15 protein-coding genes are annotated in these 12925 nt (G+C 63.4%); 8 read left to right on the forward strand and 7 right to left on the reverse strand.

Annotated features, from left to right (window positions below; genetic code table 11):
- Positions 1 to 21: 21 nt before the first annotated feature.
- The gene (locus BN2156_RS06055; protein ID WP_090511337.1) at positions 22 to 1038 is read right to left on the reverse strand and encodes an AurF N-oxygenase family protein; all 1017 of its coding nucleotides are present in this window, start codon (positions 1036 to 1038) and stop codon (positions 22 to 24) included.
- A 408-nt stretch (positions 1039 to 1446) separates the two neighbouring features.
- On the opposite strand from BN2156_RS06055, the gene BN2156_RS06060 reads away from it, so the two are divergent.
- The 4 genes from BN2156_RS06060 (at position 1447) to BN2156_RS06075 (ending at position 4548) form a co-directional block, all read left to right on the forward strand.
- A complete protein-coding gene (locus BN2156_RS06060) occupies positions 1447 to 2430 on the forward strand; it encodes a universal stress protein (protein ID WP_159402818.1) in 984 nt (327 codons plus the stop codon).
- Between the two features lie 880 nt (positions 2431 to 3310).
- Positions 3311 to 3706 (forward strand): STAS domain-containing protein, encoded by a 396-nt coding sequence (locus BN2156_RS06065; RefSeq protein WP_090511343.1) that lies wholly within the window; start codon positions 3311 to 3313, stop codon positions 3704 to 3706.
- The gene (locus BN2156_RS06070) at positions 3703 to 4209 is read left to right on the forward strand and encodes an ATP-binding protein (RefSeq protein ID WP_264035048.1); all 507 of its coding nucleotides are present in this window, start codon (positions 3703 to 3705) and stop codon (positions 4207 to 4209) included. Before BN2156_RS06065 ends, BN2156_RS06070 begins: the two co-directional genes overlap by 4 nt.
- A gap of 108 nt (positions 4210 to 4317) precedes the next feature.
- Positions 4318 to 4548 (forward strand): hypothetical protein, encoded by a 231-nt coding sequence (locus BN2156_RS06075; protein ID WP_131725134.1) that lies wholly within the window; start codon positions 4318 to 4320, stop codon positions 4546 to 4548.
- Between the two features lie 371 nt (positions 4549 to 4919).
- Here BN2156_RS06075 and BN2156_RS06080 read toward each other — a convergent pair whose 3' ends face one another.
- Positions 4920 to 5453, reverse strand: a complete 534-nt coding sequence (locus BN2156_RS06080) for a hypothetical protein (protein ID WP_131725135.1) — start codon at positions 5451 to 5453, stop codon at positions 4920 to 4922.
- A gap of 314 nt (positions 5454 to 5767) precedes the next feature.
- Here BN2156_RS06080 and BN2156_RS06085 point away from each other — a divergent pair, with 314 nt between their 5' ends.
- The gene (locus BN2156_RS06085) at positions 5768 to 6391 is read left to right on the forward strand and encodes a vitamin K epoxide reductase family protein (RefSeq protein ID WP_090511352.1); all 624 of its coding nucleotides are present in this window, start codon (positions 5768 to 5770) and stop codon (positions 6389 to 6391) included.
- Between the two features lie 41 nt (positions 6392 to 6432).
- Here the strand turns inward: BN2156_RS06085 and BN2156_RS06090 are convergent, their stop codons facing one another.
- The 3 genes from BN2156_RS06090 to BN2156_RS06100 form a co-directional block, all read right to left on the reverse strand.
- Positions 6433 to 7449, reverse strand: coding sequence for an AurF N-oxygenase family protein (locus BN2156_RS06090; RefSeq protein WP_090511354.1), 1017 nt, complete (start codon positions 7447 to 7449; stop codon positions 6433 to 6435).
- A 210-nt stretch (positions 7450 to 7659) separates the two neighbouring features.
- On the reverse strand, positions 7660 to 7893 hold the full coding sequence (locus BN2156_RS06095; protein WP_090511357.1) for a UBA domain-containing protein: 234 nt from the start codon (positions 7891 to 7893) through the stop codon (positions 7660 to 7662).
- Positions 7894 to 7963: 70 nt separating this feature from the next.
- Positions 7964 to 8818: a phytanoyl-CoA dioxygenase family protein gene (locus BN2156_RS06100; protein WP_090511359.1), complete on the reverse strand. Its 855-nt coding sequence runs from the start codon at positions 8816 to 8818 to the stop codon at positions 7964 to 7966.
- Positions 8819 to 8865: 47 nt separating this feature from the next.
- Here BN2156_RS06100 and BN2156_RS06105 point away from each other — a divergent pair, with 47 nt between their 5' ends.
- Positions 8866 to 9441 carry a TetR/AcrR family transcriptional regulator gene (locus tag BN2156_RS06105; RefSeq protein ID WP_090511362.1) on the forward strand — a complete coding sequence of 192 codons (576 nt, stop codon included), beginning with the start codon at positions 8866 to 8868 and terminating at the stop codon, positions 9439 to 9441.
- 14 nt (positions 9442 to 9455) lie between these two features.
- On the opposite strand, the gene BN2156_RS06110 is transcribed toward BN2156_RS06105, so the two are convergent.
- Positions 9456 to 9842, reverse strand: a complete 387-nt coding sequence (locus tag BN2156_RS06110; protein ID WP_090511364.1) for a hypothetical protein — start codon at positions 9840 to 9842, stop codon at positions 9456 to 9458.
- Positions 9843 to 10010: 168 nt separating this feature from the next.
- Here BN2156_RS06110 and BN2156_RS06115 point away from each other — a divergent pair, with 168 nt between their 5' ends.
- Positions 10011 to 11093 (forward strand): SDR family oxidoreductase, encoded by a 1083-nt coding sequence (locus BN2156_RS06115; RefSeq protein ID WP_210436575.1) that lies wholly within the window; start codon positions 10011 to 10013, stop codon positions 11091 to 11093.
- On the opposite strand, the gene BN2156_RS06120 is transcribed toward BN2156_RS06115, so the two are convergent.
- Complete coding sequence (locus BN2156_RS06120; protein ID WP_090511370.1) at positions 11090 to 11770, reverse strand: TetR family transcriptional regulator; 681 nt, start codon at positions 11768 to 11770, stop codon at positions 11090 to 11092. The two genes, BN2156_RS06115 and BN2156_RS06120, sit on opposite strands and share 4 nt — an antisense overlap.
- A gap of 105 nt (positions 11771 to 11875) precedes the next feature.
- Between BN2156_RS06120 and BN2156_RS06125 the strand changes: the two genes are divergently transcribed.
- Entirely contained in the window at positions 11876 to 12904 is a 1029-nt protein-coding gene (locus BN2156_RS06125) for an NADP-dependent oxidoreductase (protein WP_090511372.1), read from the forward strand.
- Positions 12905 to 12925 lie beyond the last annotated feature (21 nt).

Below are 12925 nucleotides of genomic sequence, written 5' to 3' on the forward strand. Positions count from 1 at the left end.
GGTCAGCGACGCTGCCGGCGGCTAGACGACGGAAAGCAGATGCTGACGTTGCGGTTCGCTGCGGTAGCGGCTCGGGGGCCCGTCGATCTTGCAGATCCGCCACATCAGCTTGGCGATCGGGTTCATCAGGCCGGTGTCGTGGCACAGCATGCGGACATCGCCGAACATGTCCCGCAGGATCTTGCGCGACTCGGGCGAACCGAAGAACAGGTCCTTGCGCACCGAGCGCGGGATGTCGAACTCCTTCCAGAACGCGCGCGGCGGCACGATGATCGCCGAGCACAGGATGCGCATGGTCAGCGGCACGAACAGCGACAGCAGCAGGCGCTGGTGGAAGCGAAGATTCGGCACCCGCTTGTGCAGGTACTGGTGCGCGAAGGACATGTGACGGGCCTCCTCGGCGACGTGAATCGCCATGACCCGCTCCATGATCGGATGCAGGGCCTTGCCCTCGCGCAGCACGTTCTTCTGCGTGTGGTCGATGGGCTCCTCGCCGGCGAGCACACCGAAGAAGAACGGGATCGGCAGCGGGCCCGCGGTCAACGGGATCAGCGGCTGCATCCACTTGAGCAGCCGCGGCATACCCGGCACGTCCATCCCGATCCGATTCACCATCTCCTGGAACATCAGATTGTGGTTGCACTCCTCAATGGATTCGTGCAGGCAGTACCGGTACTCCGGCGAGCCGTTGGGCACCCAGAACGAGTACTCCATCAGGCCGCGGATCAGGATGTTCTCGAACTGCTCACCAACCTTGGCGACATTGGCCTGGCGCCACATGCCGATCTCGATCTGCCGCTCCACCGGCTGCGCCTGGTACCACGCATGAGCGCCGATCGGGTCCGATTCGGGCAGGATCCAGCGCGGATCGTCTGCTTTGACAGCGAAAGCTGGTGTGTCCCACTCGATGTCCTTGTACGGGTTGAAGCTGCGACGCACCGACCCCTCCGACAGGGTCGCGAGCATATCGGCGTACTGCATGTCGTCGCTGACGTCCATGTTCTTGCGCCAACGCCTGATCATCCTGGTCCGAGCCATTGTCCAACCTCCCCTTCGGGGTTTACATACACCCGCTTCGTGTACACAAACGGTACCGGCGGTATCCCCATCTGCGGATAGGGCCAAAAGGCCCTATTGGTATGGACGAGAGGCGGCGGCGGTTCAATGCCAGGTGAAGGATTCACAGCGCTCCGGCGGACACCCCGCAGTTGGCCGCTAGCCACCCTGGGCACCCCCGGGTTGGGTCTATCCCAGAACTACGGCTAGACAACAAAATTCAGCAGGGACGAAGGCCCGTAACGATTTTGCGGTCCGTTGTTGTGATTCGAGACGCCCGTTCACCGAACAGGTCGTCGACGTTGAGGACCAAGGACTCTTCACCTCGTCCAGCCGGGTACTCCAATCTGGATGACGAGCCGGCCGGGAACGGGGACAACGGCGAGCAGCGTGGGCGTCATCGCTAAGTCCGCCAGCCAAATCGATATCAAGGAGTATCTATTGCCCTGGATCGCAAGCGCGGTTGAGAGTACCGCCAACGTTCTTGTCGGCATTGACGGATCGATGTCTGCCCTCGAAGCAGCCGCATGGGCGGCACGGGAGGCAGAACGACGGAGGATCCCGCTGCGGCTGGTACACATCGTCGATCCTGGTGAAGCAGAGATCGAACTAGGTCCTTGGTCGCAGCACAGGGTACTGAAGTACCTGGAATCCAGGGCCGTTGACTTTCTGGCCGAGGCTCGGCAGAAGGTAGGTGTGGCATGTCCGGAGGCAGCAGTTGAGACCACATGCATCACAGGCCGACCTCTGCCGACGCTGATTGCGTTGTCGCGAGAGGCGCTGCTGACGGTTGTGGGATCGAGCCGCGCCGATCCCCGGGGCGTCGTCCATGCCGGGTCGGTAGCGGTATCCGTGAGCGCTCACGGGTACGGTCCAGTGGTCGTTGTGCGCGGCACAGAGGACGATTCCCGAGAGCAACAGCGGCAGACGGTCGTAGTCGGTATCGACAGTTCCAACGCCGCCGAGAACGCAGCCCAGTGGGCTTTCGAGGAAGCGGCTCTGCGCGGCGCTGATCTCACGGCCGTCTTCAGCTGTGGTGAACTGCCCGGTAGCCTCACGGATCGGGCATCCGATCACCAATGGTGGCTGGAATATCAAGCCCGTCAGAAACAATCGCTGGTTGAGCGCATCGGGCAGTGGACCGAACGGTATCCCGAGGTTGTCGCCAATTGCGAAGTAGCAACTGGCCGGCCGGCGTGGGCGTTGATGCGTTGGGCGCACGATGCGAAACTGGTCGTCGTTGGCAGTCGCGGCCGAAGTGAATTTGTGGGTTCCGTCCTGGGATCGACCAGCCACACCCTCGTTCATCATGCACCGTGTCCGGTGATGATCGTGCCGTCGAGCGCCTCCTCGAACCGCAGTGGTCAGCCATAGACCCAGATGTCACCGATCATGCGGCCTCAGATGCGATTACCTCTCCCCTGTTGTCGCCTGCGTTCGCACGCCTTGAACGCTGTTGTGGTCAGCATCAGTGCACCGCCCGAAGATGCCGAGCAGCGCCACTATCAGTAGCAACCACACCCACATCGGTGCGCGGTATTGAGCCATCACACAGGCCTCTCGATCTCGGGAGAGCCCAGTTTGGCCTAGTCCAGTGGCATGTCGAAAGGGCCACAAGACCCTAGATCCGCCTACTACAGCTGTGAATGCAGGCGGGCCGTTGGTTCGTCGAGGAGTCCATCGCATCGGCGATGGTCGGCTTAGGGCCGAAAGTCCCTACATGAGTACCTCGCCCGTGAATTATCTTGGCGATGCTGCGGTTCCAATTGGTCAAGGGGGCACGACTGGGCCGAGGATCCGTTGTCCTCGACCTCCCTAGCAGTCGGTCGTGCTGCCGCAGCCGCCCCGCTGAACTTCCGCAGCGGGGCGTCCCCTGCCTTGGGCGATCGCTGCCGAGAACAAAAGTAGGGTCGAGAGACCCTAGGAGGGGCGGACCCATTCCGTCTAGCGTAGCTATTGCTGCGGGCGTGGCGGGCCACTTTGCTCACGTGGGCGTGCATCAAGGGCAGGTCCGCTACGTCCGCGGCTCGATCATGCCCAGGCGACCGTCATCCTGCACCGTGGCAGCGCGACCACGGCGTTACCCCTGCTGACGTCAAACATGTTGCCGCATTGTCAATCCCACGACCCGACCTCACTGAGTGTGGGACCTTCGCCTCTATTGCCGGAGGTCCTGTCGACGTACACAGAAGGGGTTGCGCAACCGAGGGTTGCGTCACAGAACAACAGACCGAAACACAGGGAAGGTCCGGAGATGACGAGTAGGCCAGGCCCGGCAACCAACGGCGACAGGCCCTCCTCCGACTGCACGATCACCGAAGAACGCCGCGGTGACATCAGCATCATCTCAGTTGCGGGAACTCTCGACGCTCTGACACTTCATCAGCTGGAAGCGGCGATGACCTGGCCGGCGACCAACACGCCCAAAGCCGTGGTTGTGGATCTCAGCGAGGTGGATTTTCTCGCCTCAGCCGGGATGGGGCTGCTCGTGTCCACACACAACGCCCTCGCCCCGGCGGTTCGGTTCGCTGTTGTGGCCAGCGGGCCGGCCACCGGGCGCCCGCTGGCCCTCGTTGGTATCACCAACATTATCGACGTGTATGCCACGCTTGCCGAGGCGCTCGTCGCCGTGGCGGAGCAGGTAGATTGACCGGGATAGATGGACGGGTCGATGTCACGGATGCCGTTGGGGCCGGGTGCTTTCGCAGGATTGGCATCCCCGCGACGCTGACGCACGTCGCACAACTGCGCTTCGAGTTCTCGGACTGGCTATGCAGAAACTTCGCATTGGCTCCGCAGAAGGCCAGCGATATCGTGCTCGCGGTACACGAAGCCTTGGCCAACGCCGCCGAGTTCGCATACATCACCAACGCGCAACATGGCGTGATGCATCTGCGGGCCGACTATAACCAGCCGGAGACTCTCACCGTCACGATCGCCGACGAAGGTCGTTGGCGTATAAGAGACCCCGCGACGGAACAGGACCCTACCCGTGGTCGTGGGATCTCATTGATGCGTGCACTTGCAGACCGTGCGGTGGTTGAGTCTGCGCCATCCGGCACCCAGGTTCGGTTGCAGTGGAACCACATCCGGGCAATCCCCCAGACGGAGGTTGATGCCTGGCAAACGAGTGATGGACCTCGGACTCACTGAGTGGCGGCCCGCCGGGGTCGAATGGTCAAGTGCCGCGTCATCTCGGTCCCCGCGCGACGCGAAGGACAGCATTTGGGGCGTCTGGCTGAGTTGACGGATACTAGTTGGGTGACAGCCCGCGATCCGAGGAGAACCATCCTGCAGCGCTTCCCGGTGCAGGGCAGGTTCAAAGACCGCCGCGTCATCGTGCGCTTCTTGGGAAACCCCAGCGCCACGTTCGCCGGGAGAATCGTGCGGTTCGACGTCGCAGATCCATTCGTGACCATCATCAAGCTCGACGACGGGCGGTACGTGCTGGCTACCGAATGTCTCTACTCCCTCGAGCAACCGACGATCTGACGACGGAATCCCCTACGGCAGGGAAACATTGGTCCACCGAGATAGGACTTTTGGCCCTGCTGAACACCATTCTTCCCGACCTATCATCAAGGCAGGGGCTACTCAACGATCCACAGCTCAACTTAGGGGCACAGGATGGTGGACAGCACAAACACATTCAGCCTTTTCGTTGCCGACGACGGCTCAGCGGGGGCCGCAGTCTCGCCATGGGAACGCCCCGCTGGGAATCCAGCGGGGCGGCTGCGACCACGGTGCGAAAGCACCGCACCCGACACGGCGAAGTCGCAGCGACACCGAGCGTAGGCAGGCGAACGTCGTTCTGGTAGAGCCTTTCGGCCCTATCGCTGTGGACGGTCCTGAGGCGGTGGCAGCTAGGCATAGCGGGTTTCATTGACGAATCGGTCGATGATCTCCCTCGCGGCAGCCGTGTGCTTGTGAGCCTGCTCCATGTCGGTATCGAACTCGGCCCGATAGCTGACAATGGCGCCGCCAATTGTCGACAGACAGATATGCGCTGCGTCATGTGCGTCGTCCGCAGCGGCGGTCAGTTCGGCGGTCAGCCTCACATCAGGTGTGGGAAGCTGGGCAGCAACGTCTACGGCAGCCACGTCATGCATCCGCTCGCACGCTGCCTCCAGCGCCGCAACGTCCGCCTGCTGTAACGCTTCCTGCGAATCATCCAGGGCGCTCTGAAAGGTGATGAAGTCCGTGCGACTGGCGATCCACCACTCGCGTATCGCGGCGTCTATTGACACACCCTGAACGGATCGCAGGTCCCCCCGTTCACGCACCCAGGCCGGGACCGTAATCGCCAGAGCAACAGTGACAACTCCTATTAGACCCAGCACCAGAATATTCCGGGTAGATAACCAATCCGACCGAACAGCGTCACGTTCGTTCGCCACAACTCCAGTGTCAGCGTGTGAGTTGTTCTGCGTCTAGGGGCTTTTGGCCCTCCTGGCAGAACTTCGGCAGTGTGCGGCAGTACGCCGAGCTCTCGGGGCTTTTGAACTTCTAACGAGGTGTCAAAGTGATTCTCCCCCTTATTGTTTCCTATCGCGTGTCGATGTGGGCTTCTCCTCGACAACCAGTCTGGAACGCCTGGAGTTACCCGAATACCCGACGGCTGAATGTCGACTGAGGACTTTCGACCATAGCCATGGCACTCTGCCGCCGGTAGGTTCTGCCTCCTGCATGAACGGGCTTCAGAAGGAGTTGTATGCACACGGAAGCAGCTACGGGTGGATCGGCTCAGACCGACAAGTTCCCGGACGTGCCTATCAGCAAGACCAGCGCGTTCTGGGTGCTGATCGCCGGGATTCTGGGCCTCGCGGCAGCGATGGCGTTGACCGTCGAAAGGATCGAGCTGCTGATCGACCCGTCCTACACGCCCTCGTGCAGCATCAACCCGGTGTTCTCTTGTGGCTCTGTGATGGTCACTTGGCAGGCATCAGTGCTCGGATTCGCCAACTCGCTGATCGGCGTGGTCGCATTCACCGTTACCGTCGTCACGGGTGTGCTCGCCGTCGGAGGAGTTCGGTTGCCCCGCTGGTACTGGGCGGGTCTGGCCGCAGGGACGGTCTTGGGGGCAATGTTCGTGCACTGGTTGATCTTTCAGAGCCTGTACCGCGTCGGAGCACTTTGCCCCTACTGCATGGTGGTCTGGTCGGTGACAATCCCGCTGCTGGTGGTGGTGTGTTCGATCGCGCTGCAACCGCTACGCCACAACGCGCCGGTCCGGGCGATCTACGGGTGGCGCTGGTCGATCGTGGCGCTCTGGTTCACGGCTATGGCGCTGTCGGTCTTGGTGCGGTTCTGGGACTACTGGTCAACACTGCTGTAGCCGCCCGGCGACTTCGTCACGGAATAGCCCAGGCAGGATGCTCAGGCCGCAGGAACCGCTTGGCGCGCCGGTTCGCTCCGGTAGCGCGATGCCGGACCGTCGATTCGCAGGACCCGCCAGAGGACCTTGGCGATCGGGTTCATCAGTCCCGTATCTACGGCAAGCATCCGCACATCGCCGTAGATCTCCCTGAGCATCGCCCTGGATTCCGGTGCCCGCCAGTAGATTTCCTTCTTCACTGATCGCGGGATGTCGAACTCGCGCCAGAAGGTGCGCGGAGGTTTGGCGATCAGCGATGCGGCCAGACGGAAGCTGAGCGGGTAGATGATCGACAGCCCGAACCGGTTGAGCCGCCGCATCTCCGGGATGCGCCGGCGCAGGAATTCATGGGCGAACGAGATGTGTCGGGCTTCCTCGGCGACATGGATCGCCATCACGCGTTCCATGACGGGGTGTATTGGTTTGCCCTCGCGCAGAATGGATTTCTGCATGTGGTCGATCGGCTCCTCGCCGCACAGCACCATCATGAAGAAGAACGCCGGCATCGGGCTCGCGAACAGCGGCGGCAACCAGTGCATCCAACGGAGCCACCGCACCAGACCCGGTACATCCACGCCCGCGTGATTCACCATCTCCTGGAACATCAGGGTGTGGTTGCACTCCTCGACCGCCTCGTGCAGGCAGTACCGGTATTCGGGGCTGCCGTTGGGCACCCAGAACGTGTAGTTCAGGATTCCCCGGATCAGCATGTTCTCGAACTGCAGGCCGGCCTTGGCGACATTGGCCTGACGCCACATGCCGATCGCGATCTGCTTCTCCAGCGGCTGCGATTGGTACCACGGACTCATTCCGATGGGGTCACTATCCGCCGCCAGCACCCAGCGCGGGTCGTTCTCGGTCACCTTGAACTCCGGCGAATCCCACGGAATGTCCAGGTACGGATTGAAGTTGCGCCGCACCGATCCGTCCGAGAGGGTTGCCAGCCTGGTGCAGTAATCCGCGTCGTCGCTGACGTCCATCCTCCCGCGCCACCGACGGACCGCCTTCGTTAATGCCATGACGTCGCTTCTCCTCGGCGATTGAGCACCGGCCCATTTATCGGGACAGCGAGTCCCATACGTTATCGGTATGAGACACCCTGTCCCATATAGCTGTCAAGGCGCGGCGCCGGACATCAACCGCGAATCTGCCCTGGTCGCAATCGACAAGTCACCGCGGACCGGCGGGACCAGACACGCTGTCGATCACTTTGGCAACTGTGGTCGCGGTCAACGCACAGGCCCTACGCCGAGCCGCGCCGTCGAGCATGTAATGAGCGTCTCGAAGCGGCGACTGAGGCTGCGCACCGCGTCCAACTCCGGGTTGCCATAATCGGTCGGGCCGGTGCCGAGGAAGGCGTACCTCGCGGGGTGATCGATCCGCCAGGTCAGCAGGGAGCCGGCGGTTCTGGTGACGATCTCGTCGATCGATCCCGTCGAGAAGTCCAGGTTCGCCGCGTACATCTGGAAGCACTGATGACAGCGCTATGGGAACTCAGTGTGTCACGGCCCGTCGACGGTGGCCTCGGGGAAATCACACCGGTTGGGCGCCCGGTTCGAGCAATCGCTTGGGGTGCATACCGTCGACCTGCCCGATGAACGGCGGATGGATGCTGTAGCCGAGCATCCGCCGAATGTCCTCGGAGACTGCGCGCACTGTATCCCGGGTCATCGACAAGGTGAACGCCTCCTGTGGACGCAGCCACGGCTCGCAGTATTGCGCCGTTACGGCCAAGCGGGCGTTCGTGGTTCGGTTGGCGCCGCCGCCGTGCCACAGGGTACCGAGGAAGAACACGCACGACCCAGCGCTCATCACCACCGGTTCACGTTCGGCGGGTTCGGGCAGCCGGTCGCCCCACTCGTGGCTACCCGCGACGATGTCGGTGGCGCCGTTGTCGGCGGTGAAGTCATCGATGGCCCAGATCGTGGCCGCACTCAACGCCTTTCGCGGCCTGGGCAGCGGGTAGAAGCCGTCGTCGGTGTGCAGGAACTGGGCCTGCTCCCCCGGCAGGATGTTGATCACCTGCAACATCGACAACAGATAGTTCGGCATCAGCAGCCGATCCAGCAGCGCCAGCACACGCGGATGATCAGCGATCCGGTCGCAACTGCGAGTCTTGTTCAACACGCTGTACACCCGCTGGGTGGTGTGACCTTCGAATCCGTTGCGGCCCTTTCGATCCAGTAACGGCTCGACATCCGCTCGGATCGTGTCGAGTTCGGCCGCGGCGAGCAGGTCGGGCAGGATCACGTACCCGTCGCGCAGCACGGCCTCCAGATCGGCCTCGGCGACCGCTGGGTCGACCTGCTCGCCACTACTGGGGGTGCGCCGATAGGTGCCCGCCAGGTCACCGGCCAATTCGGTCAACGATGTCACTTCGGTGCTCATACTCGCCCCTGCCCGAAACATAACTGACTTCTGTTATGGTTCGCACTATGGCACGGGCCCCGATCGGACGTCAACAGTTGCTCGACGCCGCCCGCGACGAACTCGTCCAAGGAAACGGTGTCTTCGAACTCAGCGGACTGACCCGCCGCGCCGGGCTCAGCACCGGTGCCCTTTACCACCACTTCGGGTCCAAGAGCGGACTTCTAACCGCGATCTACGACGGCTTCTACGACGGGCTGCGCCACGCTATCGCCGATGCCCATCTACCCGCCGGCGACTGGGCCACCCGCGAACGTGACCGCACCCACCGCTTCGTGGCCTACCACCTCGCCGACCCATTGGCGCCAATTCTGCTGAACCGCACCGCCAGTGACCCACAGTTGACCGAACTCGAAGCCGCCTACATCCGCGACCTGATCGACAACGCGGCCGCCAACGTCCGCCACGGCCAGCGTCTGGGTGAACTCCCGCCCGATCTGGACCCCGGCAGCGCCGGCGCTTACGTCATCGGGGGTCTACGCCACGGCATCGCTCAGCAACTCCGTGTCACTCCGACGCCGAACGCCGATGAGGCCACCCAGACGCTGTGGCACTTCACCGCTGCCGTCCTCGGCATCGTGTAGGGCGGCAATCCCAGTCAGCGCCGGTCATCTTGACCGCGTCCGGCGATGCGGCCCAAGGCGGAGATACCCGGGATATTCGTCAACATCCGGAACACATCGTTGCCCGTGTTGATCAACGCCTCGAGTTGTGGCAACAGGCGGTCCAACGTACGAAACATCGGATCGGCCGTGGCCATATACCGCTCGGTCCGGTCGATCGTGGTGTTGAGGCGTTCGGTCGCGACGGCGAGGTTCTCGAGCAGATCGGGCAGCTGGGCGACGAGTTGAGCCGACGCGGGCGGAATTCGCATCGCGCCGCTGGCAACCGCCTGCGCGGCTCCCACGGCGGACTGGGCAGTTTCGACCGCAGACTGAGCGGCCGACCTGAGATCACTGGGTTTGGGCACTTTCTGGCTACTCATATTGGCAACTGTGCCCCACATCGGCCGTACCGTCAGTCATATCCAGCAACAATGAGCCACGGTTGCCCCACCGTGATTGCCGAAGGGCACACTTGATCAACGGCACCGCGGCGCTCACGGCGCCGGCGACCGCCCGCAGCCCGGATGTCCGAACGGAAGGAACCCTCCATGAGCACAGCGCGGACCCCGATCGACCCGGACGCACCGGTGCTCGTGACCGGCGCCAGCGGCTACATCGGCAGCTGGATCGTCCGGTACCTGCTGGAAGCCGGCCGCACCGTCCACGGCACGGTGCGCAACCCGCAGAAGGCCTCCGGGTTGGAGCATCTGCACAAGCTGTCGGCTGACCATCCCGGCCGGCTGAAGCTGTTCAAGGCGGACCTGCTCGAGCCCGGCAGCTTCGACGAGGCGATGGCCGGGTGCGAGCTTGTCATGCACACCGCCTCGCCGTTCCTGCTCTCGGGCTTCACGGATGCGCAGGAGGCGCTGGTCCGCCCGGCGCTCGAGGGCACCCGCAACGTGTTGGATTCGGTCAACCGCACCGAGAGCGTCAAGCGTGTGGTGCTGACCAGCAGTGTGGTCGCGATCTACGGCGATGCCCGAGAATCATGCGACGTCCCCGGCGGCGTGTTCACCGACGAGCACTGGAACACCACGAGCAGCGTGGACCACCAGCCCTATCCCTACTCGAAGACGGTGGCCGAGCAGGAGGCCTGGCGTTATCAGAACGCACAGGAGCGCTGGGACATGGTCACCATCCATCCGGGCCTGGTGCTCGGCCCCGCCCTGACCAGCGCCAGCGATTCGGCCAGTCTGAGCACGATGAAGCAGTTCACCGACGGCAGCATGCTGGCCGGGGCTCCGGCGCTGACCATGGGCGTGGTGGACGTGCGCGAGGTCGCCGATGCCCACCTGCGTGCCGGGTTCACCCCGGAGGCCCACGGCCGCTACATCGTCAACGCCGATTCTCTGAGCCTGCTGCAGATCGGCAAGGTGCTGCGGCGCCGGTTCGGCCCCTTCTACCCGTTCCCGAGGATGACCGCCCCCAAGGTGCTTGTGAAGGCCATCGCACCGCTGGCCGGGCTGACTCGAGAGTTCGTGGACCGCAATGTGGGCTACCCGCTGCGATTCGACAACAGTCGCAGCCGCAACGAGCTGGGTCTGGCCTATCGGCCGGCCGAGCAGACCGTCACCGACCATTTCGAGCAGATGCTCGACGACGGCGTGGTCCGCCGCATGCCTGGCAGCTAGTCCGAGGGTTCGAGCGGAAGTCCGTACTGCACGGCAATTCCGGTGAGCAACATCGTCATTCGGTGTTGGAATGTTCCTTCACTGAACGGGTCGTAGCCGGACTGCGCGACCGCTCGCAACGTCGGATATTCGGACGCGGGCCGTTTGGCGATGAGCTTGAAGATCCGGGCCAGCCATGGCTGTCCGTTCTCGGCGTGAAGATGTTCGCGATGCGCCTCGGTGACACTGCCGATCGCCATCGCGCTCACCGCCGCCCACACGGCCATCGCGTCATCGGGTGCCAGGCCGTGCTCGGCCAGCGCCTCTACCGCGTCGCCGTTGCACTCCATCTCCATGTCGTCGCGCACCCCGCCGGTGACGAACTTCTCCACCAGCGCCGGCTGTGAGGCCAGCACCGTCCGGATGTAGGACGCGTAGCTGCGCATCCAGGTCGCCCAATGCTCGCCGGAGTACCGCGGTGGCGGCGAGTTCACCAGTGCGTTCTCTGCGACCATGCGCAGCAGATCGTCCTGGTTCTTCACATGGTGGTACAGCCCGGGAAGGCTGATCCCGAGGCGCTCGGCGACCCGCCGCATCGTGACGTTCTCACTGCCGATCTCCAGCACCGCCGCAACGATGGCGCCTTGGTCTATGCGCGGCGGCCGACCCCGGCGCGGGGTTAAGTCGTTGGAGGTCACGGAATCCTCCTACCAAGCGGGACATTAGCGATCCGGGGGTTGACGCTAATCGATGCGAGTTCTAAGAATCAATATGAAAACTCCGATGACTACGGGAGACACGAATTGACTGACGCCGCGCATCGCCAGAACCGCCAGATCCTGTTGCGGCGCCGCCCCGATGGTCTGGTCTCCCCCGACGACACCCAGATGGTGACCACACCCGCGCCCGTCCCCGCCGACGGTGAGGCGCTGCTGCGGACAACGTATATCGGCATCGACGCCGCGGCGCGCACGTGGCTGGACGGCGAGCCCGGTTATCTTCCGGCCCTCGAGCTGGGCGAGGTGGTACGCGTGGCAGGGATCGGCGAGGTCGTCGAAACACGTTGTGACGCCTACAAAGTAGGTGACATGGTCACCACCCTGACCGGACTGCAGGACTACGCGATCATCCGCGATGACCTGTTCAGCACGCCGGTGGTCGGTTACACCGATCCGCTTGCCGTGATGTCGATCTACGGCCCGACGGGCGCGACGGCTTACTTCGGGATGAAAGGCGTCGGCAATCCGCAAGCCGGCGAGACCGTCGTCGTCTCGGCAGCCGCGGGCGCCACCGGGTCGGTGGCCGGCCAGATCGCCAAGATCGCCGGCGCCCGGGTGGTCGGGATCGCGGGCGGCCCCGAAAAATGCCGGGTCGTGGTCGAGGAGTTCGGCTTCGACGCCTGCGTCGACTACAAGGCCGGCGACCTGACCGCCGCGCTCAAAGAAGCGTGCCCGGGCGGCATCAACGTCTACTTCGACAATGTCGGTGGCGAAGTTCTCAATGCCGTGCTGGCCAACCTTGCACACAGAGCGCGGGTGGTGATGTGCGGCATCATTTCGAGCTATTTGCACGGCGATCATCCGGGCCCGTCCAATTACGTGAACCTGCTGGCCACGGCCTCGACGATGCAGGGCTTCATCGCTCTCGAAGAGTGGGCACGCTTCGACGAGGCGTTCGCCGCACTGCAGAGTTGGGAAAAGGAAGGCCTGTTGGTGCACCGCGAAACCGTCTACGAGGGACTGGAATCCAGCATTGATGCCCTCAACGGTCTGTTCAACGGGGCCAATATCGGCAAGATGCTGGTGAAGATCAACGAACCCGGCGGAGCGTGACGGCAACGGCCGCGGTGAACA

Origin of the sequence: Mycolicibacterium neworleansense (assembly GCF_001245615.1) — a bacterium.
Lineage (GTDB): Bacteria > Actinomycetota > Actinomycetes > Mycobacteriales > Mycobacteriaceae > Mycobacterium > Mycobacterium neworleansense.

What these genes read in the sequence shown, in the direction of transcription:
- BN2156_RS06065 (WP_090511343.1), top strand. Translation starts at nt 3,311, where the DNA reads ATGACGAGTAGGCCAGGCCCGGCAACCAACGGCGACAGGCCCTCCTCC.
- BN2156_RS06095 (WP_090511357.1), bottom strand. Translation starts at nt 7,893, where the DNA reads ATGTACGCGGCGAACCTGGACTTCTCGACGGGATCGATCGACGAGATC.
- BN2156_RS06090 (WP_090511354.1), bottom strand. Translation starts at nt 7,449, where the DNA reads ATGGCATTAACGAAGGCGGTCCGTCGGTGGCGCGGGAGGATGGACGTC.
- BN2156_RS06055 (WP_090511337.1), bottom strand. Translation starts at nt 1,038, where the DNA reads ATGGCTCGGACCAGGATGATCAGGCGTTGGCGCAAGAACATGGACGTC.
- BN2156_RS06100 (WP_090511359.1), bottom strand. Translation starts at nt 8,818, where the DNA reads ATGAGCACCGAAGTGACATCGTTGACCGAATTGGCCGGTGACCTGGCG.
- BN2156_RS06105 (WP_090511362.1), top strand. Translation starts at nt 8,866, where the DNA reads ATGGCACGGGCCCCGATCGGACGTCAACAGTTGCTCGACGCCGCCCGC.
- BN2156_RS06115 (WP_210436575.1), top strand. Translation starts at nt 10,011, where the DNA reads ATGAGCACAGCGCGGACCCCGATCGACCCGGACGCACCGGTGCTCGTG.
- BN2156_RS06085 (WP_090511352.1), top strand. Translation starts at nt 5,768, where the DNA reads ATGCACACGGAAGCAGCTACGGGTGGATCGGCTCAGACCGACAAGTTC.
- BN2156_RS06110 (WP_090511364.1), bottom strand. Translation starts at nt 9,842, where the DNA reads ATGAGTAGCCAGAAAGTGCCCAAACCCAGTGATCTCAGGTCGGCCGCT.